Genomic DNA, 22,668 nt, shown 5'->3' with positions numbered 1-22,668 from the left:
ATAGATTTCTACAACAATAAGCATGATCAGCCAAATCTGCGAGAGAGAAATCTTAGTGAACCTCTGTGTAAACTTCTTTACTAATCTCTGGCGAATTCAAAATACCAAGCTCAACCATACAAGCTTTCATCATTTGGTAAGTGCGTTCAATATCATTATCCAATCCAATAGAAAAGCGAATCAAACCGTCTGTTAATCCCATTTCTTTCTGCTCTTCTAAGGGAATTTCACTAGAAGTCGAAGTTCCTGGTGCGCTGAATAATGTTTTATAAAAACCTAAACTAACAGCTAAATAACCTAAGTTTCTTTCCTGCATCAATTCCATCAATTCATTGGCTTTCGCTAAAGTGCCAACATCAATCGTCAGCATTCCTCCAAAACCATATTCTGGATTAATCATCGTTTTGTACAATTCGTGACTTGGATGACTTTTTAATCCGGGATAAACCGTTTTTAAACCGTCTTTCTCAAATTGATCGGCAAGAAAATGCGCATTATGACTGTGCTGTTTGATTCGGATGTGAAGCGTGCGAAGATTTTTCATTACAGAAGCCGAACGCAAACTATCCATCGTTGGCCCTAACAGCATACTTGCACCAGAATTTACATTTTTCAGCGAATTAATAAATTCTTTAGACGCACAAGTCACACCTCCGACAGTATCGCTGCTTCCGTTAATATATTTTGTCAAACTATGAATGACAATATCGGCGCCTAATTTTGCAGGAGAAACAGAAAGCGGTGAAAAAGTATTATCGACAACCAATTTCAAATTGTACTTTTTGGCAATTTTAGCCAAACCAGCAATATCGGCAACTTCCAGAAGTGGATTGCTAACCGTTTCGCAATACAAAACTTTAGTTTTAGTAGTAATTGCAGCTTCTACAATATCCAGTTTTGTGATGTCAACAAAGCTTGTTTCGATCCCGAATCTTGGTGTAAAGTTTTTTAAGAAAGCGTAAGTTCCGCCATAAATAGTTCGGCTTGAAACAATATGGTCGCCTGCACCGCACAACTGCAAAAGAGTAGGTGTAATCGCTCCCATTCCAGAAGCCGAAACATTTGCTGTTTCCGTTCCTTCCATTGCTGCCAAAGCCTGATCCAAATACAAATTGCTTGGTGATGAATGACGCGAGTATAAATAACAGCCTTCCATATTGCCTTCAAAAGTGTCAAACATAGTTTTAGCCGAAAGGAAAGTATAAGTCGAAGAATCAGAAATCGATGGATTGACACCGCCAAATTCACCGAAATATTGTAAATCTTGAATTTTATCTGCTGGGTTAAAGTTTTTCATTATAGTTAGTTTTTTGTTTGTTTTGTTTCAAGTTGAGAGCTAGGAAGCTCATTTCTAAGAAATTCTATCCAAAATAAGATCTATTTAGAATATTAATCAATCATAAATTGAATAATTAGATTTTAAAACTATAAAAACTTATTTTTAATGATTTTTAATCTAAATTTGGTGTTAAAGATGTAATCCAGTAGATTTTCTTTCTAATAAAAAAAAAGAATAAATATTAATCAGAGGATGAGATTGCTTCGTTCCTCGCAATGACGTAACTATGACTCTAGACGCTACAGATAAAAAACTCCTCGTTTTACTTCAAACCGACAGTAAAAAAACAACCAAAGAATTATCTTTAAAACTTGATCTTTCTGTAACCGCAGTTTACGAACGAATCAAAAAACTAGAACGAGAAGGTATCATTAAAAACTATGTAGCATTAGTAGATAAATCCAAAATCGAAAAAGGATTTGTGGTTTTTTGTCATCTAAAACTTATTCAGCATACTAAAGAATTCCTAACCAAATTCGAAAGCGAAGTCATCAAACTAAACGAAGTTTTAGAATGCCATCATGTAAGCGGTGATTACGATTATATTTTAAAAGTTCTGGTAAAAGATATGGAAGCGTATCGTGAATTTTTGGTTACCAAATTGACTTCGCTTCAACATATTGGCAGTACGCAAAGTATGTTTATGATTAGTGAGGTGAAGAACTCGACGGTAATTTCTTTTTAAGAGGTTCAAAGGTTTTAAAAAAGAGACTAAGATTCTAAGTTACTAAGGTTCTAAGTTTTTTTAATAGCGTCCAACTTTAGCTGACGCAACTAATCTTTATTCTTTAAACTTTGCGACTCTGCGTCTTTGCGAGATTAAAAAACAAAACTTTGCGTAATTCTTAGCGCCCTTTGCGATAAAACCTTCCTCCAAAATTTCACACAAAAAACATTGAGATTTAAACTTTAAACAAAACTTTATTCCTTAAATTTGTGACGCTAAAATTAAAAATAGACAAACTATGAGTTCATTTGACGTAGTCATTATAGGTTCAGGTCCTGGCGGATATGTATCAGCAATTCGTTGCGCACAATTAGGTTTCAAAACTGCCATTATAGAAAAATATAATTCATTAGGCGGAACTTGCCTTAACGTAGGTTGTATTCCTTCAAAAGCATTATTGTCGTCTTCTCATCATTATGCTGAAATTGCTCATTTTGCAGATCACGGAATCGAAGTTTCTGGAGATGTAAAAATCAATTTAGAGAAAATGATCGCGCGCAAACAAGCAGTTGTAGATCAAACCGTAGGTGGAATCAACTACTTAATGGATAAAAATAAAATTACTGTTTTCACTGGTTTAGGTTCTTTCGTAGACGCAACGCATATCGCAATTGCAAAAGCTGACGGGACAACAGAAACTATCGAAGCAAAATATACTGTAATCGCTACAGGTTCAAAACCATCTTCTTTACCATTTATCAAAATTGATAAAGAAAGAATCATCACTTCTACTGAGGCTTTAGCTTTAAAAGAAGTTCCAAAACACTTAGTAATTATTGGTGGAGGAGTTATCGGAATCGAGCTGGGACAAGTTTACTTGCGTTTAGGAGCTCAGGTTTCTGTAGTTGAATTCATGGACAGAATTATTCCTGGAATGGACGGTTCTCTTTCTAAAGAATTGACTAAAGTATTGAAAAAACAAGGAATGAAATTCTACGTTTCTCACAAAGTAAAATCAGTTGAAAGAAACGGCGATGCTGTTGTAGTTCAGGCTGAAAATGCAAAAGGAGAAACAATCACTCTTGAAGGAGATTATTCATTAGTTTCTGTTGGTCGTCGTCCTTACACAGAAGGATTAAATGCTGACAAAGCTGGAGTGAAAATTTCAGACAGAGGACAAGTTGAAGTAAACGATCATTTACAGACAAATGTTCCAAATATCTATGCAATTGGTGATGTTGTTCGTGGAGCGATGTTAGCACATAAAGCAGAGGAAGAGGGAGTAGTGGTTGCGGAAATTTTAGCTGGTCAGAAACCACATATCGATTACAACTTAATTCCTGGTGTTGTTTACACTTGGCCGGAAGTTGCTGCAGTTGGACAAACTGAAGAGCAATTGAAAGCTGCAGGAGTTAAATACAAATCTGGAAGTTTCCCATTCAAAGCGTTAGGACGTGCAAGAGCAAGTGCTGACTTAGACGGATTCGTAAAAATCTTGGCTGACGAAAAAACAGATGAGGTTTTAGGAGTTCACATGATTGGTGCCCGTACAGCAGATTTAATTGCTGAAGCGGTTACTGCAATGGAATTCAAAGCTTCTGCTGAAGATATTTCAAGAATGAGTCATGCGCACCCAACTTTCGCGGAAGCGGTAAAAGAAGCAGCATTGGCAGCTACTGAAAATAGAGCTTTACACGTATAATTTGCGTAAATCATATTAACTAAACCGTCAGAGCAATCTGGCGGTTTTTTTTATGCGTTATTTTAGCTTCTTAATAATATAATAATTCAAAATAATTTTGTAAATTAGATGTGTGTTTCAAGTGCTATCTTTATGATTATTAAAAGATAACATTATGAAAAGTAAATATATAGTTCCGATTTTGATTGGAGCAGGAATAGGAATTGCCCTTACATCTTGTGGAGGAGGTATTCCGAAAAAAGCACAAGCTGTAACCAATTTTGACAGCAAAAAATATCTCGGAAAATGGTATGAAATCGCTAGATTAGATTACAAATGGGAAAGAGATCTGGACAATGTAACTGCTGAGTATTCTTTAAACGAAGATAAAACTATAAAAGTCGATAATAAGGGCTATAATGTCAAAAAAGACAAATGGGAACAAAGTGTCGGGAAAGCTAAATTTGTCAAAAAAGACAATATTGGTATGCTGAAAGTCTCATTTTTTGGTCCTTTTTATTCAGGGTACAATGTTGTAGCTATTGACCCCGACTATAAGTATGCACTTGTTGCTGGTGAAAGTTTAAAATACATGTGGATCCTTTCGCGTGAGAAAACTATTCCAGAAAGTATAAAGGCAGACTATTTAATTAAAGCTCAAGAAATTGGATACAAAGTAACCGATCTCGTTTGGGTTAAGCATGATAGAACGAATTAAAAAAGAACCCGACAGTTTAAATAGCTGTCGGGTTTTATTTTTAGTTTGAAAAATAATTTATGGTGTGAAAATACTTTTATAATTACCCCAATATCTGTAAATCAAAAATAAATTGGCTAAGAATAATAACACTGCAATTGGCAGACCTTCTGGAGCAAGAAAATAATTGATAAACAAAATATTTACCGTAATAGGCAGGATCAAAATATTAGCTAGCGTTACATATCGCCCAGTTATAAATGCAATTCCACATAGCAATTCAATTGATTTAGCAAGTGGCATTAAATAAGTTGAAGCCATCAAACCTACATTAAAAGCTTTAAAATTTCCTGTAGTTTCTGGTTCAGGCATTAAATGAAAAAAGTAACTGATAGAGGCAAAAAGTAACAAAAGACCAACTAAAACGCGGACAATAATTGTGGCAATTTTCATAATACTTAGGATTTTTTAAGGTTAAAAAATATAATTAAGTTATTGGAAAAGATACAATCTAAGGTCTCAAAAAATTAAAAGCACAAATCATTTTTTGTGGTTCTTTTTTAAGAATTTTACAGTCAAACTAATTCAATTTTGGGATTAATCTAAGAGTATATCAAATATAACGAATTTTTTCTTATAAAAAGTAAGTCTTTTTAACACTTTTGCTTTGCCGTTATTATCGTTTCATTATTTCTTTTGCGTTCTAGTAGTAAAGGAATTTTGTCGTAATTTTGAAGTTTAAAATTTACCCATTTTTGAGAGTTTCCATTCATAAAAATATTGCAAATCCAGAACTGTTTAAAGAACAGCTATTAAGTTGGGCGCAGCAGTTTCGCGAAGTTATTTTTTTAGACAGCAATTCCTATCCGCAGCGATATTCTAATTTTGATTGTTTATTGGCGGTAGATGCTTTTACCTCTTTAAAAACTGATTATTACAACGCTTTTGAAGATTTAAAACAATATCAGCAGAATACTAAAGACTGGCTTTTTGGTTATCTTTCTTATGATCTAAAAAATGATATAGAAAATCTTCATTCCAAGAATTTTGACGGATTGAATTTTCCTGATTTGTTTTTCTTTCAGCCTAAAAAACTTTTTATCCTAAAAGGGAATCAGCTTGAAATTCAATATTTAATGCTTTGTGATGACGAAGTTGAAGAAGATTTTGATGGAATAGTCCAAAGTTCATCACGAATTGTCGGAACAAAGAACCAAAGTAAAGAGTCCTTAGAAATCAAACAGCGCATTTCTAAAGATTCTTACGTTGAAAAAGTAAATCAAATGCTCCAACATATTCATGTTGGTGATATGTACGAAGCTAATTTTTGTATGGAATTTTACGCTGAAAATGCCGTTATAAATCCGTTAGAAAAATTTCAAAAATTGAATGAAATTTCTAAAGCACCTTTTTCGGTTTTCTTTAAAAATTACAAGCATTATCTGCTTTCTGCTTCACCAGAGCGTTATATTAAAAAAGTCGGAGATAAAATTATTTCTCAGCCTATTAAAGGAACTTCTAAGCGATTTTTGGATCCGGTTGAAGATGAAAAATCAAAAAATATTTTGGTTTCAGATGAAAAAGAACGTGCGGAAAATATCATGATAACTGATTTGGTTCGAAACGACTTGTCACATACTGCACAGAAAGGTTCGGTTGAGGTTGAAGAGCTTTGCGGTATTTATTCCTTTTTGCAGGTACATCAAATGATTTCTACGATTACTTCAAAATTAGATGCTCAATATTCTGCCGTAGACGTTTTAAAAACAACTTTTCCAATGGGAAGCATGACCGGAGCGCCAAAAATTTCTGTCATGGAAATTATTGAAAATCTGGAAGAAACAAAAAGAGGATTGTACAGCGGTGCAATTGGATATTTTACGCCTGCAGGAGATTTTGATTTTAATGTGGTCATTAGAAGTATATTGTATAATCAGGAAAATAAATACATTTCATTTTCGGTTGGAAGTGCCATTACATCATTATCCGATCCTGAAAAAGAATATGAAGAATGTTTATTAAAAGCTAAGGCAATGCACGAAGTTTTACAATAAAGTGGACTTGTCGCGAATTAGCCGAATTTGCACGAATTATTTTTTTGCCACAGATTATTAAGATTTACACAGATTTTAGAATCATTTTAATCCTTTAATCTGTGGCTGTATTTTTTAAAGTTTTGCAAATTAATTAGTGGAAATTTGTGTAATTCCGGCAGAAAAAATAACCGCTTAACATTTCATTTAAAAATAGAACGAATTTAATTTTTTACATTTATCAAATGTTTTCAAAATTTCAAAATCATATAACTTCCAGGTTTCCTTTTTTAGCAGAAAAAAAACTTTTTCTGGCTGTCAGCGGTGGCTTAGACAGTATGGTGTTACTGCATTTGTTTAATCAATTGCCTTATGAAATCGCAGTTTTACATTGTAATTTTCAACTTCGCGGATTAGAAAGTTTTGGAGATCAGGAATTTATTCAAAACTATTGCGATCAAAATAATATCTCGTTTTTTACGACTCACTTTGATACTGAAGCTTTCGCTAAAGATTATAAATTGTCCACACAAGTCGCTGCAAGAGAATTGCGCTACAGTTGGTTTTATGAACTTTTGGAAGAAGAAAACTTTGACTTTATTTTAACGGCGCATCACGCAGATGACAATTTAGAAACTTTTATAATCAATTTAACGCGCGGAACAGGTTTAGAAGGTTTAACGGGAATTCCAGAACAGAACGACAAAATCATTCGCCCGCTTTTGCCATTTTCCAGACAAGAAATTCTGAAATATGCGGAAGAAAATAATATAGAATGGCGAGAAGACAGCAGTAATGCTTCAACTAAATATTTGCGAAATAAAATTCGTCACGATTTAATTCCTGTTTTAAAAGAAATCAATCCTAATTTTTTGGATGCATTTCAAAAGACACAATCCTATCTTCAGGAATCAAAAGAAATGGTTGAAGATGCTTCGATTATGATTTATCAGCAAGTTGCAAAAGAAGCAGGCGATGATATTCATTTTGATTTAAATCAGTTAAAAAAACTTCCCAATTATAAATCATATTTGTATCAATGGCTGAATGAATTTGGTTTTTCTGCGTGGAATGATATTTACGATTTGGTCGAAGGGCAATCGGGAAAACAAGTTTTTGCAGAGGAATTCAGATTACTAAAAAACAGAGAAACGTTAATTTTGAGTCCGCTTTCTGAGTTGTCAGAAAAAGAAGAATATGAAATCAATTCAAACGATACAGAAGTTAATTTTCCCATAAAATTAAGCCTTTGTAACGTAGGTCACACAACATTCGATTCAAATAGAGTTATATTTGTGGACGTCGATAAAATCCACTTTCCTCTTATATTACGTAAATGGAAAGAAGGAGATGTTTTTCAGCCTTTTGGCATGAATGGTAAGTCAAAAAAAGTTAGTAAACTTTTTAAAGATGAAAAGTTATCATTGATCGAAAAAGAAAAAACATGGATTTTATGTTCTAATGACCAAATAGTCTGGGTTGTCGGAATCAGACAAGATGACCGTTTTAAAATTGAAAAAGCCACAAACAAAATACTAAAAATAGAACTACAATAATGAACTTTACTCAAAATCTTCAGACAAGCTTGTCAAAAAATATTTGGACTAAAACTATTTTACTGCTGTTGTTTTTCTTTGCTTTTGCAAAAGGTAACGCTCAAATTCTAGAGCCGGTAAAATGGACTTCAAAAATTGAAAAAAAAGGGAATAATGCTGTATTAATTTTTGATGCTGTTATCGAAAAAGACTGGCATATGTATTCGCAGTTTACACCAGAAGGCGGACCTCTTGCTTTGGAAATTGCTTTTAAAAATCAAAAAGGTAATTACGAATTAGTAGGAAAAGCGAAAGAAGGAAAAACGAAAACTTCTTTTAATGATGTATTTGGTGTAGATGAAACCTATTTTGAAGGAAAAGCACATATTGAACAAGAGATAAAAATTATTAATCCAAATCTAAAAACAGTTGATGTGGATTTCGATTTTCAGGTTTGTAAAGAAGTTTGTATCAATTCGAGCAAAAAGTTCTCAATTGCAGTTCCATCAACTTTTAAAATGGATCAAGTTCCAGTTGTAGCAGAAGCTCAAAAAGATGAAACTAAAGTAGTTGGTTTAGCAGTTGATACTATTCAAAAAGAAACTAATACTGCTAAAGATCAAACTGTAAAAGCAGAAAAAGAAGTTAAAGCAGCAGAAATTCCTGCTCCAACACCTGCAAGAAGTTTGTGGTCAATCTTTTTTATTGCGTTTTTATCTGGGTTTGCAGCTTTGTTAACGCCTTGCGTTTTCCCAATGATCCCAATGACAGTAAGTTTCTTTACTAAGCAAAGTAAAAGCAGAGCTAAAGGAATTAGAAACGCTGTGATTTACGGACTCTCAATTATTGCTATTTATGTAATTTTAGGTCTTATCGTTACTAAAATATTTGGTGCAGATGCTTTAAATGCTTTGTCTACCGATGTCTGGTTTAACCTAATTTTCTTTGTGATCTTAGTTATTTTTGCAACTTCATTTTTGGGAGCTTTTGAAATTATGCTTCCAAATTCATGGGCAAACAAGGCTGATCAGCAAGCGGATAAAGGCGGAATAATCGGAATATTATTCATGGCTTTGGCTTTGGCAATTGTATCTTTTTCTTGTACAGGACCAATTGTTGGAACTTTATTAGTTGAAGCAGCTTCAAATGGAGGAATCGCTCCAGTTGTTGGAATGTTAGGATTTTCATCTGCATTAGCTTTACCGTTTATGTTATTTGCAATGTTCCCAGGATGGTTAAACTCATTACCAAAATCTGGTGGATGGTTAAATACTGTAAAAGTGGTTCTTGGATTTTTAGAATTGGCTTTGGCATTCAAATTTTTATCAAATGCAGATTTAGTTTTACAATTACATTTCTTAGAAAGAGAAGTTTTCATCGCAATCTGGATTGCAATTTTTGGAGCTTTGACTTTATATTTATTCGGAAAAATTACATTGCCTCACGATAGCCCAATGAATCATATTTCTGTTGGGAGATTATATTTAGGACTACTTACTTTAGTGTTTACAATGTATTTAATTCCTGGACTTTGGGGAGCTCCATTAAAATTAATTAGTGCATTCCCACCGCCGCCGCAATACAGCGAAAGTCCGTTTGGAGTAGGAGGATCAGGAAATGGAGCCGTTTCAGGAGAACCAATAAAAGGGCTGCCAGAAGGAGCAGAATTAGGCCCTCACGGAATTATGGTTTTTCACGATTATGAGGACGGTGTAGCTTACGCGAAAGAAATCAATAAACCTATAATGCTGGATTTTACGGGTTACGCTTGTGTAAACTGCCGAAAAATGGAAAACAATGTGTGGTCTGATCCTACGGTTTTACCAATTCTAAAAAATGATGTTGTTTTGATTTCACTTTATGTTGATGACAAACGTGAACTTCCAAAAGAAGAACAATTTACAACTGCCTCTGGAGATAAAATTATTACAGCGGGAGATAAATGGACAGATTTTATGATTTCTAAATATAAAACCAATACACAGCCTCTATATGTGATTACAGATTTAGAAGGAAATAATTTAAATAATACTAAACCAACTATCAGCTACGTTAGTACAGAAGAATATTTAAAATGGTTAAAAGAAGGTATTTCTAATTTTAAATAGATTTTAGACTTTTAAAATTTCAAATCTATCCTGATGCTTCGGGACTAAAATTTAAAATATATTGGGGTTGAAATTAATTCAAAACAAAAAGCGCTCTAAGTAATTAGAGCGTTTTTTTATGATCAAGATTTAAGCGGATTAAAGTTTTTTAAAGGAGTTTTTTTGTTGAATAATTAAGGTTGTTAATTTGCTAGCCTGTAGTGAAATTAATTCAGATAAATAAAGTTCCATACATATGGGTTTGTTTACTCAAGATGTACATAAAATTAAATCTTTAAAGGACTTCTTAGATTGCTTAGAAATTAATTCAAACAAAAAACGCTCTAATTACTTAGAGCGTTTTTTTTATCAAGATTGAAAGTTGAAAATTAATTTCTTATAGGAATTCTCCGTGTTGAGAAATATCTAAACCTAATTCTTCTTTTTCTTCAGTAACTCTTAGAGGTGTAATTTTATTTACAATAAAGAATAAAATATAAGAGCCAACAAAAGCAAAGATTGATACCACAACAAGAGCAGTTAATTGGTTGATGAATAAAGTTGGAGTTCCAAAGATTAAACCTTGATTATCTCCAACAGCTGGGTTAATTGCTTTTGAAGCAAAAACTCCTGTTAATAACATACCTACCATACCACCAACACCGTGACAAGCAAATACATCTAAAGCATCATCAATTTTTCCTTTAGGGAATTTACTAACTACAAGGTTACTTACAATTGCAGAGAATAAACCAATGAAAATTGCGTGAGGAATACTAACGAAACCAGCAGCAGGCGTAATAGCTACAAGACCCACAACAGCTCCAATACAAGCTCCAAGAGCAGATAATTTGTGTCCTAAGATTTTATCAAGGAAAACCCATGCCATAGCAGCAGCTGCAGCAGCAACAGTAGTTGTTCCTAAAGCTTGTACAGCTAAACCATTTGCTCCTAATGCAGATCCAGCATTGAAACCAAACCATCCAAACCAAAGTAAACCCGTACCTAATAATACGTAAGTAATTCTAGCAGGATTAACTTTTTGTACTTTTCTTTTTCCTAAGAAGATTGCTCCAGCCAATGCAGCCCATCCAGCGCTCATGTGTACTACCGTTCCACCAGCGAAATCAAGAACTCCCATTTTGAAGAAAACTCCATCAGGATGCCAAGTCATGTGAGCTAAAGGAGCGTATATTAATAATATAAATAAAACCATGAATAATAAATAAGCCCAGAAACGTACACGTTCTGCAAAAGCACCTGTAATTAAAGCAGGAGTAATGATGGCAAATTTTGCTTGAAATAATGCGAATAACATAAAAGGAATTGTTGGTGCAAGGCTCCATGCAGTATTGGTTCCAACACCTTCAAAGAATAAATTATGAGACGGATCTCCAATAATTCCTCCAATAGTTGGTCCAAAAGCTAATCCGAAAGCAACGACAGTCCATAAAATAGTAACAATTACCATTGCCATAAAACTCTGAAGCATAGTACTAATTACGTTTTTCTTACCTACCATTCCTCCGTAGAAAAATCCTAAACCAGGAGTCATTAACAATACAAATGCAGTTGCCACGATCATCCAAGCTGTATCTCCTGTGTCAAACTTAACCGCTTCAGCAGGAATTGGGTTATCTGCAATGATAAAGTTTGATATAAAGGTTAGTACCAAAATAGTGATAAGAATCACAGTTAAAATAATTTTTCGCATAGTTATTTAGTTTTAAAATTTTTTATAAAAGTATAAAATGATTTCATACCCCCTAAAAAAATAGGGTTCAATGTTTAATTTTTGTTAAATTTAAAATTTGACCCCGTAAATTTTGCATGAATTTGTTAAAACAGACTTAAAATTTGTAATTCATCAACATTTATTTTCGTCTTATTAAGACTTTTAATAATTTTTGGGTTAATTGATTGTTACTTTTTACGATATATTGGATATTTGTTGTTTAAAAACGTCTGATGTTTTTTAAACGAAATAGTTTTTTAATGTTTTTTAACAATTTTGATGATTAAAATACAATGGCTGATAGAAAAATTAAATGGGGAATAGTTGGGCTGGGTAATATTGCAAGCCAGTTTGCGTCAGATTTATTATTGATAGATGATGCTGAGCTAACGGCAGTTGCTTCAAGAGATATTTCTAAAGCAGAGTTATTTGCAGAAAAATTTGGTGCTTTAAGAATGTATAATTCTTATGATCTACTTTTTGAGGACAGTGAAGTTGAAATTATCTATATCGCAACACCACATAACTCGCATGCAGAATTATCCATAAAAGCACTTGAAAAAGGCAAACATGTGATATGCGAAAAACCAATGTCGCTATCTTATAATGATGCAGAGAGAATGATTGAAGCTTCTACAAAAAATAACAGATTTTTTATGGAAGCGTTTTGGACACGTTTTATTCCGTCTATTCAAGAGATATTACAAAAAGTAAATAATGGAATAATTGGAGATGTAAATTACATAAAAGCCGATTTTGCTTTTCACGGCAGTGAAACTGAAAACAAAAGACTTTTTGACAAAGAATTGGGTGGCGGAGCTTTATTTGATATTGGAGTTTATCCATTATTCCTCTCTTATATACTATTAGGAAATCCAAAAGAGATAATTGCAAAAGCCATCAAACACAAAAATGATATTGATCTACAGACTTCTATGCTATTGCAATATGAATCGGCTCAATCGGTTTTACATGCTTCGATAGTTTCAGAATCTGATATGAAAGCATCTATAAGCGGATCAAAAGGAAGAATTGAATTGAACTCGCCTTGGTTTGTTGCCGACGGATATTCTTTATTTATAAATGACGAAAAAGAAGCTGCTTTTACTTTGCCAACTTTAGGAAAAGGATATTCACACGAAATAATAGAATGTCACAATTGCATTCGAAACAATCAAATTGAAAGTAAACTTTGGTCGCATCAAAATAGTTTGGATTTGAGTAGGATTGTGGAGGAAATTAAAAATCAAATCGGATTAAGTTTTGCTTAATCCGATTTCCGTATAATTATATTCCATTAAAAATTTAATAGAAATCAATATAGTATATCCATTCTTCGGTTTTCCTATTTTTTGCTAAATAAATATTACCATTATCTACAATATTCAAATTAGCTTTTTCATCAGAAGATATTTGGAAAACAAATTCGTAGTCATCTCCAAAATATATTCCTGATTGACAATAAGTAGCATATCCCCCAAGTTTATGACCGTAATTGTTTTCAATTATTTCATAATAAGAATCTATAACTCCTTCGTCTTCAAGTTGAAGTATTTTATCTGATATATCTTCTGGAATTTCAGGATCTTCCCAAACCGGATAATCTTCTTCAATTAATTTATTTGACAATGGAAAAGGTTTAATGTGAGAATTTTCATTTTTTAAATCTTTAAATATTATCTCATTAGTATTTTTATATTCTCGTAAAACCCAATGATTTCCATTTGGAGTTAGATCTATTGGAATATTTTTAGAAATGAATACTGTTATTATTTTAGTGTTTATTAGAATATCAGGGACGAATGGTAATTCATTTAAACATAATTGAAATAAAGGTAACATTAAGTCACCGTTATTATCGACAGGAATTTCTTCATTTTCTAGATATAAATAAACTCTTCCAATCCAACTTTCTGTATTTGAATTTGTTGGCTTAAATCCTCCAGTAATAAATCCTGATGCTCTTTTTGCAAGTTTGGATTTTATTTTTTCGAGATCATTCATATAAATAATAAATTTTGAAAGAGTTAGTAAAAAGTAATAAAATATTTACAAAAATAATGATTTTTTGTCTATAATTAAATATTTTTACCTTTTCATTTAAGATTAATTTATGTTGACAAAAGTTTACGGAAGTGCTGTTTTTGGAGTTGAAGCTACAACTATTACTGTTGAAGTTCATATGGATAAAGGAATTGGTTATCATTTAGTTGGACTTCCCGACAATGCAATAAAAGAAAGCAGTTATAGAATCGCAGCCGCGCTTAAAAATAATGGCTTCAGTTTGCCAGGAAAAAAAATTACCATCAATATGGCGCCGGCAGATCTTCGAAAAGAAGGTTCTTCGTATGATTTAACACTCGCTATGGGAATTTTGGTGGGTTCAGATCAGATAAAAGCTCCCGAAATTGAACGTTATATTATAATGGGTGAACTTTCGTTAGATGGAAGTCTGCAACCTATTCGCGGTGCTTTACCAATTGCCATTAAAGCAAAAGAAGAAGGTTACAAAGGCTTTTTTCTTCCTATTCAAAATGTAAAAGAAGCTGCCATCGTATCTGATTTAGATGTTTATGGAGTAGAGAACTTAAAAGAAATCATTGACTTTTTTGCAGGTAAAGGAACTTTAAAGCCGACAGTTATTGATACCCGTGCTGAATTCTACAAAACTTTAGATTTTCCCGAATTTGATTTTTCAGATGTTCGCGGACAGGAAAGTATAAAACGCTGTATGGAAATTGCGGCAGCCGGCGGACATAATATTATTTTGATTGGCCCTCCTGGTGCAGGAAAAACAATGCTTGCAAAACGTGTTCCGAGTATTCTGCCTCCAATGACTTTGCGAGAAGCGCTTGAAACCACTAAAATTCATAGTGTTGCAGGTAAATTAAAAGAAGTTGGATTGATGAACCAGCGTCCGTTTCGAAGTCCGCATCATACGATTTCTAATGCTGCGCTTGTTGGCGGCGGCAGTTACCCACAGCCGGGAGAAATTTCGATGGCACATAATGGGGTATTGTTTTTAGATGAATTGCCAGAATTTAAACGAGATGTTTTAGAGGTAATGCGTCAGCCTTTGGAAGACCGAGAAGTTACGATTTCCCGTGCCAAGTTTACCATTACTTATCCTTCATCGTTTATGCTTGTGGCCAGTATGAATCCAAGTCCGAGTGGATTTTTTAATGATCCTAGTGTGCCAAATACTTCTTCACCACACGAAATGCAGCGATATATGAGTAAAATTTCTGGTCCATTATTAGATAGAATAGACATTCATATTGAAGTTACTCCAGTGCCGTTTGAGAAATTGGCAGATGAAAGAAAAGCAGAAAGCAGTGTTGAAATTCGTAAACGGGTAACCGCAGCAAGAGAAATACAAACCAAGCGATTTGAATCTGTTGAAAATGTTCATTACAACGCACAAATGAGCAGTAAATTGATTAGAGAATACTGCGTTTTAGACGAACCCTCAAAAGAATTACTGAAAACGGCAATGGAAAGACTAAATCTTTCGGCGCGAGCTTACGACAGGATTCTAAAAGTCTCCAGAACGATTGCCGATTTAGATAATGCACCCAATATAGTTTCATCGCATATTGCAGAAGCAATTCAATATAGAAGTTTAGATCGAGAAGGGTGGTTGGGATAAGTTAGTATAGTCCTGATAAATAATATCAGGACTATATTTTTTTAAAGTATCAATCTTCGTATTTTGTAATATTCCAGAAACTCATTTTTCTTCTGGTAACAAAACCAAGTTTTTCATATAATTTGATTGCACCAATATTACTCTCAACAACATGTAAAAAAGGAGTTTTGTTTTCTGTAAAAATTTGGTTTACAACATATGCAGTCAATTGTTTGGCATATCCTTTTCCAGTATAATCGGGATGTGTGATAATAGCGCTGACTTCTGTAAAATCATTCATTTTCATTCGTTCACCTGCGACAGCAACTAATTTTTGATCAACAAAGATTCCGTAATAATTTCCCAGTGAAGTTGTTTTTGGTTTAAAATACCCAGGCTGCACTAAATTGACCAAATCCAATAATTCGTGCTTATAATCATCCGTCAGTTTGATGATTTCATTGTCGATTTTTAGTTGAATTTTTTCATGAATAATCATTTGAAGACAAACCAATTCTTTAGCAATTTTTAAAGAACTTGAAATTGTGCGATTTCTAAAGTATGTTCTTTTTTGACGCTTTCAAGCTTCTTATCAAATAAGCTTTGAACCCTTCCCTGAATAATTCTTGTAATGATTAAAGTAATCAATGTTGAAATAATCGAATAGCTTAAGATGTTAGTAAATATGTTGTTCATTTTACTGGTCTTTACTTACAAATATATGCATTATCACTTAGTTTTTAGTGAAAAAAAATGATTGTAAATTTGTTTAAAGGTGACTAAAAAAATAAAGTTGAAAGTTTTATTTTATGTATTTACGGTTTTCTGTAATTTTTAATTTATTAAGATTTTTAAGTGCTGATTATAACAATTATACTAATTATTATGGAGAAGAGCCAAGCGACGCTTTCTATGAGGCTATGGCTTGGGGAGGTTTAAAGGATAGTAATGTAAAAGCTTGGACGGATTTGCCTGAAGACAAAAAAACTTCGATTAATTCGTTAGCAAGTAGAGTGCCTATTTTAGGTAAAACAGTTTCTTGTCCATAAAAAGTGCAAAATAATTGTACTTTTATATTATGTACCAAAATTCAATTACCTATTTTTAAAATCGAGTTATGAAAAAATATATATATTTATATGCGGCATTCTTATTTGGATTCAGTTTATATGCTCAAGAAAAATCGAATGGCACATTTTTTTTTAAATTAGATGATTCATACATTGTCGAATCCAAAACTAGCCCAAATAAGTTTTTATTAAAAGACAAAAATGAAGATGAAGTATTTTATTTTAAAGGAGTCGAAATTGTAAATGACTTAAAACCTAAAGAAGTGCTGTGTCTTAAAGATTTTGTAAGAACTTCAAAATACTACAATAAAAACAAAAAGAACAAATTGAATAACTCTGAATTGGTAAACTTTTTTAGTAACTCTACGGTTTATCTAGTTAAAAGAAAAAATGATAAAACAGAGTTTATTAAAGTGAATCCAATTGTTGAAATTTATGATTAGATTGTCTGTTTAAAATTTCAAACCTCGAAATTACTTTTCGAGGTTTTTTATTTATGCTAGTTTAAGTTTGCTTACTTCTTTGAATTTGTTCATTATTTTTCAATATGTTGCTGTATTTGATCTGGTCTTATTTCTTGTTCCGGCTTATGGTAACTGTTTCTATTTGTAGTTATAACTATAACTCCTGCTTCGCCGTAATTTCCATAAATTTTTAAGCCAGCTTGCTTTTCGAGGGTAATAATTTTTTTGATTTCAATTTTAGAAAGTACTAGTTTTTCTTTTTCTAAATCCTGATAACGATGAGGAATTCCATCAACAACTACTATTGGATGAGGCGTAATTTTGCCGGCATTAGCAAGATCCGAAATAGAATCTGAAAGATAGAATTTATCTTTGCCTTCATCCGAAAGCTCATATCTGTTTTGAGAAAAAGCGGTAACTGAAACGAATAAAAAAAGTAAACTCAAGAATTTCATTATTTGTCTGTTTAAGTGGTCACAAGATAGTTTATGTTTTCAAATCGAAAATACAAAAAAATCCTGCATACGCAGGATTAAATATAATTGCACAACCAAAATTGCTCATACTTGTTTAGCAAAAATCTCATCCAAACCTTCCATTGCAATGGTAAAGCCTTCTTTAAAGCCCATTTGAATGATTGCTTCCAAATCAGAAAGTTTGTCGTGTTTGATTACTATATCAACAAAAGTATGATCTCCTTCTTCCGAAAAAGTCACATCCCAATTTGAGCGTGGAAAATCTGTGTTCAAATTTCCTTCACTATCGCTAAAAGCATCCTTATATTTAAAATTAGTTTTTGGACTAATAGAAGTAAAATCTGCAATTGCCCAATGTTCTTCACCTTCGGGACCAACCATTGCATATAATCTTCTTCCGCCTTCTTTAAAATCCATGCTTTTTGTGCGCGATTTCCAAGGAGCAGGCGCCCACCATTGATCTAAAATAGCAGCTTCTGTCCAAGCAGACCATACATTTGACAACGGGGCATTAAACTCACGTTTTACATTTACGGTATTATTTTCCTTATTTACAGTAAAATTCATTAATAGATTCGATTTCATTTTCTTTAGATTTTAAATTCATTAATAGTTATTTTGTAGAAAGATTTTATTTTTTTGCTTCCAGAATTTTTTCTAATCCTTGCAGTGCGCTTGTAAAGCCTTCTTTGAATCCCATTTCAATTATTTTTTCTAATTCTTCTAAACTGCCGCGCTTAATAGCAATATCCACAATTGTAGAATCACCATTTTCAGAGAAATTAATGTCCCAGTAAGAACTGCCTAAATCAGAATTAGGAACCCCTTCTGCATCGCAGAAAGTAGATGAATGTTTAAAATTTGTTTTAGGAGAAATTGAAGTATATTCAAAAACTGCCCAGCGTTCTTCTCCTTCTGGACTTACCATGGCGTATAATCTTTTGCCGCCTTCTCTAAACTCCATAAACTTTGTTTTAGATTTAAATGGAGCCGGCGCCCACCACAAATCTAAAATTGCGGCATCTGTCCAAGCAGACCAAACGTTTGATAATGACGCATTAAATTTGCGTTTTACATTGACAGTTTTATTTTCCTTGTCTACAGAAAAATTCATTAAGAGATTAGATTTCATTTTCTTTAGATTTTAAATTCATTAATACCTGATCCAATTGATCAAAACGCTGTTCCCAAATCTTTTTGAATTGCTCCAGCCAGTGATCTATTTCTTTCATTTTATCTATTTTAAGTTGATAGTAAATTTCTCTTCCTAATTTTTTTTCTTCCAATAAATCACATTCATTCAATATTTTGATGTGTTTAGAAACGGCTTGTCTTGTAGTTTCAAACTGTTCTGCGATAGCATTTGGGGTTAATGCAGTCGAAGAAATCAAAACTAAAATTGCTCTACGTGTCGGATCGGCAATAGCCTGAAAAATATCTCGTTTCATTTTTTTTATATTTGCGCAACTAATTAGTTGCAAATATACGCAACTTTTTGGTTGCGTAATAAAAAAAACAATATTTTTTATTGATTTATTTTGAAAACAAAAAAAAGGCGCATTAAAAAAGCGCCTTTTATGTATTTTAATATGAGATAATTATCTTCTAAATTTATTGCGAACAATAATATCTTTTAGCTTAGCTTTCAGGTCTTCACCTGTATCAAAAACCATTTGTTCGTTATTAGGAAACGGAACTGGTCGTTTTGCAAAATAAGTTTGATAATTGTCTTCACAAGCATTTCGATCCCCTTTATATTTCGAATAAATATTCTCAAAAACAAATTCGCTGCTTATTGGAAACGTTTGCACCAGCTGATTCGATTTTAAATCCACATAATCGATTTTTGCCGTTACCTGACACGATTTAAATTGTCTAAATTCATAAACTGTAGCACGAAGAATTTTATAATTATCTACTTTTATTTCTCTGCCCAAACTATCTTTTACAGGTCTTCCGCGGTTGTCCAAAAGCGTTTTTACACCATCTTTTATCTGTCTCTCTTTGCTGAATTCTTTTTCTTTAATTTGTTCTGGAGAAATATATATATCCCTAAAATTAATAATCAAACTATAATCATAGTTTACATTTTTTTGTCTTGCACTATGATAAACTGTCCATTTATCATTTAATCCGTAAGTTTTAAAATCCAGCAAATCATCCTGAAGCATCTTAGGAATTACCATATTGGTTTCGTTTTTTGCATAAACATCCACAAAATCGGTTCCTTTAAAAAGTGCATCATCCATTAATTTTTTGGTATTTTTATACCCAGGATTAATACTTTCCAAATACGAAAAATCATCATACGCCTTTCTAAAATCCATTTTGTTATTCGATTTTAGAAGTGCAGAAGCATTCTCATACAAATATTTTGAAAGCGCATTTTTGCTGTTTACAATTTCGTTTGAATAATTGTCAAATGCAAAATTCGCATTTCTGCCTTGCTTTATTAATTTCAAAGGCAAAATCGGACTAATTTTTTCCTGACGGTTATTCAGCTGTAAATAAGTATTATAAATACGCTCTGCATTGGCAGGATTTGCATCTTTCGACAGCATTTCCAGATCACGCAGATCTCGGTCTTTCGCTTTTGCAAAAGCCTCTTCGAGTAAATACACATAATCTTGTTTTCCTTTCGAATCCTTATTAGTTCTCAATGCTTCAACAGCGCGGTCAATAGCACCATCATAATTTCCGTCGCTTATCAATGCCTGAGTCGTTTTTACGCCGCAGGAAGAAAGAGCCAAAAAGAATATAAAAAATAGTAAAGTAGTTTTTTGCATAGTATTTCTTTTGAAGGTGTAAATATATCTTTTTTAACTTTCAACAACTATGCCTTTTTTTGATTTATTTTTAGAAGCAGAAATACAGGTTTTCACAAGAACTTTTAGTCCCGCTTTCACCTTTATCTCTCCATTTCATTACGAGGATATCGGCTCTATCGGGGCTGGGATAGAACATTTTGTTTTCATAAAATCCTTTTTAAATTCGATTATTCGATTACTTTTTTATACTCAAAAGTACCAATTTGTGGAGTTGTAATAATTCTTTTCTGAGTATCAAAGTAGTCAATACTAAATTTTACAGGCATTAAGATTGCAATAATAGTAAGCTCTTTATTGTCTTTAGACAACTTCCATTTCGCTTTGTGCGATTCGTCGCCAACCAAACTTTCAAAATCACCATTTTCTTTAAAAACCTGAAAAACCTGATCGGTTTTATAATATTCCTGAATATTTTTGTCCTTACCGTTTTTGGTCCATTTTACCAATTGCCATTTTCCAATAAGCTCTTTAGAAGTTTGTGCACTTGTCGATAAACCAATTAAAAGAACAAAAGCTAAAATTAATTTTCTCATTTTAAATAGATTAGAATTTAAGAATAAATTTAGTGAATTTCCGAATTATATAAAATCCTTTAATCCTCCCAATTTTCAATCAAATTATCTTTCCATAATTTTTGGGCAAATTCTTTAAAAACTTTTGGACCTTTTTTGAAATTTTCATCCAATTTATATTCACCGCCAATAAATTGTTTTTCGCCGTTGTCGAGAACTCCAACTTGAACTCTGCTTTCGCCGCGCACCGCATATTTTGTGCTTCCTTCATACATAATAATTTTCATGTCACACGGACTCACATCACCGTGGCAGGTTGTTTTGTACATCAGCCAAGTTTCAGCGATTCCGTTATTGTTTAAATCAGTTACTTGAAAAGTATTTTTTACAAACGAAGCCACAATATCAACTGGGCAGTCTGCAATAAAATCGTAAACTTTCCAAGTTTGTTTTACTTCATTTCCAGAAACAATAAAATGATACGCAAACAATTCAGCATCAGAACTGTCTTCAAATTCATGCTCGAATTTTTTGTTGATATGATATCCTGTCTCAGTAGTAATAACAATATTATCGCCCAATTTATCTTTCCATCGAACAGCATTTTTTACAAAACCTTCATATTTTATTGAAGCTGGAAATTGTGTCGAGTCGATTTTTTCTACGGTTAAAACAAAGTTTTCGTTTTCAGTTTTGTTCAATTCTTGGTTTGTCAATTCTTTTGTTTCTGCTTTCTTCTCATCTTTACAACTTGAAAAGAAAATAAAACCCACTAACAAAATGGCAATTTTTTTCATGGATCGTTTTTGGCTTTTAAATATTTTTAATTTGTCAATAGTTTTTTGATCAATACGATTTGTCCTAAATGATAATAACTATGTTCCAGCATAGCTTCGATATTTCTTTTGTAAGTTCCGTATTTTTCATCAACAAAAGCTTGATCTAATTTTTCATTTGGCATTTCCTCAACCAGCGAAGCGAATTCTTCAGCTTCATTCCAAAATTTAATTAAAAAGTTTTCCCATTCTTGCTGTGAATGAATAGGAGGAAAGTCAAAGCTGAATTTATCTTTTATATCCAGCGTTCCGCCTTTAAAAACATTATTTATTCCGTTAATGTAATAATGAATGTGCTGCGCTAAAAGTGCGATCGTATTTAAATTTTGAAATGGAGTAACTGCTATCTCCCAATTTAGATTCTGTAGTTGGTCTTTGTAATTTGTGTTGGCAATCCAAGTTCCGTTTAAAATGACTTCTCTAAAACGATTCGCTATTTCTGTATTGTTTTTCATAATCAAAATAGTTTAGAAGTTAATTTATTACAATTTTATTCCTGCTGAATCCAGTTGTATTTTCCGTTATCTAGATAAATAATCCCGCCTCCGCAGCTTTCTTCGGCGTGAATAAAGATTCCGTCATTTGGCAATTTTATTTTATCTTCTTCTTTTACTTCTTCGTCGGCCATAATTTCGCCGTCGTCATTTACGTTATTCCAATAAATTTCACCTTTCGGTGCTTTTTCAAATATTCCAGCCCAATCAATTTCGTCAAAACCTTGGTCTAAAATTGTATTTCCCAGACCGAAATAATCTGTTCTTTTCCCATTTCCGTAAGTAATTTTTAGCCCACTTTTGTTGTTGTTTGTACTTCTTACAATTTCTACGGTTTCATTTTTTCCATCTCCATCGAGATCGCATAAAATTTGGTTCGTTTTATGTTTTTTTGAAATTACGATAGTTTCTGTTTTTTCGGTTTCAGATTCAGGAATACTCTGTATACTATCTTTTTGTACAATTGTAGAAGTTTTGACTTTGATTTCTTTTTTACAAGAAACAGCAATTAAAGAAAGGAGAATTAAAATTCTGGTTTTCATATTAGGATTTTGGCTTGAAATTTCAAAATGCTAATATAAAAAAA

At 32.7% G+C, this 22,668-nt stretch carries 25 protein-coding genes; 10 read left to right on the top strand and 15 right to left on the bottom strand.

The window, feature by feature from the left end:
* Positions 1–52: 52 nt before the first annotated feature.
* On the bottom strand, positions 53–1,297 hold the full coding sequence (locus ASE40_RS20445) for an aminotransferase class I/II-fold pyridoxal phosphate-dependent enzyme (protein WP_057119282.1): 1,245 nt from the start codon (positions 1,295–1,297) through the stop codon (positions 53–55).
* Positions 1,298–1,565: 268 nt separating this feature from the next.
* Here ASE40_RS20445 and ASE40_RS20440 point away from each other — a divergent pair, with 268 nt between their 5' ends.
* The 3 genes from ASE40_RS20440 to ASE40_RS20430 all read left to right on the top strand — a co-directional run bounded on the left by ASE40_RS20440 (position 1,566) and on the right by ASE40_RS20430 (position 4,405).
* On the top strand, positions 1,566–2,024 hold the full coding sequence (locus ASE40_RS20440) for an Lrp/AsnC family transcriptional regulator (RefSeq protein ID WP_012024199.1): 459 nt from the start codon (positions 1,566–1,568) through the stop codon (positions 2,022–2,024).
* Positions 2,025–2,304: 280 nt separating this feature from the next.
* Entirely contained in the window at positions 2,305–3,708 is a 1,404-nt protein-coding gene (lpdA, locus tag ASE40_RS20435; protein WP_057119280.1) for a dihydrolipoyl dehydrogenase, read from the top strand.
* Positions 3,709–3,862: 154 nt separating this feature from the next.
* A complete protein-coding gene (locus tag ASE40_RS20430) occupies positions 3,863–4,405 on the top strand; it encodes a lipocalin family protein (protein WP_057119278.1) in 543 nt (180 codons plus the stop codon).
* 57 nt (positions 4,406–4,462) lie between these two features.
* Here the strand turns inward: ASE40_RS20430 and ASE40_RS20425 are convergent, their stop codons facing one another.
* The gene (locus ASE40_RS20425) at positions 4,463–4,837 is read right to left on the bottom strand and encodes a DoxX family membrane protein (RefSeq protein WP_057119277.1); all 375 of its coding nucleotides are present in this window, start codon (positions 4,835–4,837) and stop codon (positions 4,463–4,465) included.
* 302 nt (positions 4,838–5,139) lie between these two features.
* Here ASE40_RS20425 and ASE40_RS20420 point away from each other — a divergent pair, with 302 nt between their 5' ends.
* From ASE40_RS20420 to ASE40_RS20410, 3 genes are all read left to right on the top strand, one after another.
* The gene (locus tag ASE40_RS20420; RefSeq protein WP_057119275.1) at positions 5,140–6,438 is read left to right on the top strand and encodes an anthranilate synthase component I family protein; all 1,299 of its coding nucleotides are present in this window, start codon (positions 5,140–5,142) and stop codon (positions 6,436–6,438) included.
* Between the two features lie 224 nt (positions 6,439–6,662).
* Positions 6,663–7,973 (top strand): tRNA lysidine(34) synthetase TilS, encoded by a 1,311-nt coding sequence (tilS, locus tag ASE40_RS20415; protein WP_057119273.1) that lies wholly within the window; start codon positions 6,663–6,665, stop codon positions 7,971–7,973.
* A complete protein-coding gene (locus tag ASE40_RS20410) occupies positions 7,973–10,060 on the top strand; it encodes a protein-disulfide reductase DsbD family protein (RefSeq protein WP_128415004.1) in 2,088 nt (695 codons plus the stop codon). Before tilS ends, ASE40_RS20410 begins: the two co-directional genes overlap by 1 nt.
* 376 nt (positions 10,061–10,436) lie before the next feature.
* Here ASE40_RS20410 and ASE40_RS20405 read toward each other — a convergent pair whose 3' ends face one another.
* Complete coding sequence (locus ASE40_RS20405) at positions 10,437–11,753, bottom strand: ammonium transporter (RefSeq protein ID WP_057119271.1); 1,317 nt, start codon at positions 11,751–11,753, stop codon at positions 10,437–10,439.
* Positions 11,754–12,067: 314 nt separating this feature from the next.
* Here ASE40_RS20405 and ASE40_RS20400 point away from each other — a divergent pair, with 314 nt between their 5' ends.
* A complete protein-coding gene (locus tag ASE40_RS20400) occupies positions 12,068–13,045 on the top strand; it encodes a Gfo/Idh/MocA family protein (protein ID WP_057119270.1) in 978 nt (325 codons plus the stop codon).
* A gap of 34 nt (positions 13,046–13,079) precedes the next feature.
* Here the strand turns inward: ASE40_RS20400 and ASE40_RS20395 are convergent, their stop codons facing one another.
* Positions 13,080–13,778 carry a DUF1963 domain-containing protein gene (locus ASE40_RS20395; RefSeq protein ID WP_057119269.1) on the bottom strand — a complete coding sequence of 233 codons (699 nt, stop codon included), beginning with the start codon at positions 13,776–13,778 and terminating at the stop codon, positions 13,080–13,082.
* A 109-nt stretch (positions 13,779–13,887) separates the two neighbouring features.
* On the opposite strand from ASE40_RS20395, the gene ASE40_RS20390 reads away from it, so the two are divergent.
* Complete coding sequence (locus ASE40_RS20390; RefSeq protein WP_057119267.1) at positions 13,888–15,423, top strand: YifB family Mg chelatase-like AAA ATPase; 1,536 nt, start codon at positions 13,888–13,890, stop codon at positions 15,421–15,423.
* Positions 15,424–15,472: 49 nt separating this feature from the next.
* Here ASE40_RS20390 and ASE40_RS20385 read toward each other — a convergent pair whose 3' ends face one another.
* Both ASE40_RS20385 and ASE40_RS22070 read right to left on the bottom strand, forming a co-directional pair.
* On the bottom strand, positions 15,473–15,901 hold the full coding sequence (locus ASE40_RS20385) for a GNAT family N-acetyltransferase (protein WP_082586845.1): 429 nt from the start codon (positions 15,899–15,901) through the stop codon (positions 15,473–15,475).
* 29 nt (positions 15,902–15,930) lie between these two features.
* Positions 15,931–16,098, bottom strand: coding sequence for a hypothetical protein (locus tag ASE40_RS22070; protein WP_157848522.1), 168 nt, complete (start codon positions 16,096–16,098; stop codon positions 15,931–15,933).
* Positions 16,099–16,211: 113 nt separating this feature from the next.
* Here ASE40_RS22070 and ASE40_RS20380 point away from each other — a divergent pair, with 113 nt between their 5' ends.
* Both ASE40_RS20380 and ASE40_RS20375 read left to right on the top strand, forming a co-directional pair.
* Positions 16,212–16,451 carry a hypothetical protein gene (locus ASE40_RS20380; protein ID WP_057119266.1) on the top strand — a complete coding sequence of 80 codons (240 nt, stop codon included), beginning with the start codon at positions 16,212–16,214 and terminating at the stop codon, positions 16,449–16,451.
* Between the two features lie 68 nt (positions 16,452–16,519).
* Positions 16,520–16,915 carry a hypothetical protein gene (locus ASE40_RS20375; protein ID WP_057119264.1) on the top strand — a complete coding sequence of 132 codons (396 nt, stop codon included), beginning with the start codon at positions 16,520–16,522 and terminating at the stop codon, positions 16,913–16,915.
* 92 nt (positions 16,916–17,007) lie between these two features.
* Here ASE40_RS20375 and ASE40_RS20370 read toward each other — a convergent pair whose 3' ends face one another.
* The 9 genes from ASE40_RS20370 to ASE40_RS20330 form a co-directional block, all read right to left on the bottom strand.
* Entirely contained in the window at positions 17,008–17,382 is a 375-nt protein-coding gene (locus ASE40_RS20370; RefSeq protein ID WP_157848521.1) for a hypothetical protein, read from the bottom strand.
* 114 nt (positions 17,383–17,496) lie between these two features.
* On the bottom strand, positions 17,497–17,997 hold the full coding sequence (locus ASE40_RS20365; RefSeq protein ID WP_057119259.1) for an SRPBCC domain-containing protein: 501 nt from the start codon (positions 17,995–17,997) through the stop codon (positions 17,497–17,499).
* A 46-nt stretch (positions 17,998–18,043) separates the two neighbouring features.
* Positions 18,044–18,544: an SRPBCC family protein gene (locus tag ASE40_RS20360; protein WP_057119258.1), complete on the bottom strand. Its 501-nt coding sequence runs from the start codon at positions 18,542–18,544 to the stop codon at positions 18,044–18,046.
* Complete coding sequence (locus tag ASE40_RS20355) at positions 18,534–18,860, bottom strand: ArsR/SmtB family transcription factor (RefSeq protein ID WP_057119257.1); 327 nt, start codon at positions 18,858–18,860, stop codon at positions 18,534–18,536. Before ASE40_RS20355 ends, ASE40_RS20360 begins: the two co-directional genes overlap by 11 nt.
* Before the next feature lie 150 nt (positions 18,861–19,010).
* Complete coding sequence (locus ASE40_RS20350; RefSeq protein WP_057119255.1) at positions 19,011–20,198, bottom strand: hypothetical protein; 1,188 nt, start codon at positions 20,196–20,198, stop codon at positions 19,011–19,013.
* Positions 20,199–20,407: 209 nt separating this feature from the next.
* The gene (locus tag ASE40_RS20345) at positions 20,408–20,773 is read right to left on the bottom strand and encodes a hypothetical protein (protein ID WP_057119254.1); all 366 of its coding nucleotides are present in this window, start codon (positions 20,771–20,773) and stop codon (positions 20,408–20,410) included.
* A gap of 59 nt (positions 20,774–20,832) precedes the next feature.
* Positions 20,833–21,549 (bottom strand): M949_RS01915 family surface polysaccharide biosynthesis protein, encoded by a 717-nt coding sequence (locus ASE40_RS20340; protein ID WP_057119252.1) that lies wholly within the window; start codon positions 21,547–21,549, stop codon positions 20,833–20,835.
* A gap of 26 nt (positions 21,550–21,575) precedes the next feature.
* Positions 21,576–22,043, bottom strand: a complete 468-nt coding sequence (locus ASE40_RS20335; RefSeq protein ID WP_057119251.1) for a DUF1572 family protein — start codon at positions 22,041–22,043, stop codon at positions 21,576–21,578.
* Between the two features lie 35 nt (positions 22,044–22,078).
* A complete protein-coding gene (locus ASE40_RS20330; protein WP_057119250.1) occupies positions 22,079–22,624 on the bottom strand; it encodes a hypothetical protein in 546 nt (181 codons plus the stop codon).
* Positions 22,625–22,668: the final 44 nt, after the last annotated feature.

The organism is Flavobacterium sp. Root935, assembly GCF_001429295.1.
Lineage (GTDB): Bacteria > Bacteroidota > Bacteroidia > Flavobacteriales > Flavobacteriaceae > Flavobacterium.
Note: the sequence above shows the minus strand (reverse complement) of the source record. Positions and strands in the feature narration are given on the sequence as shown.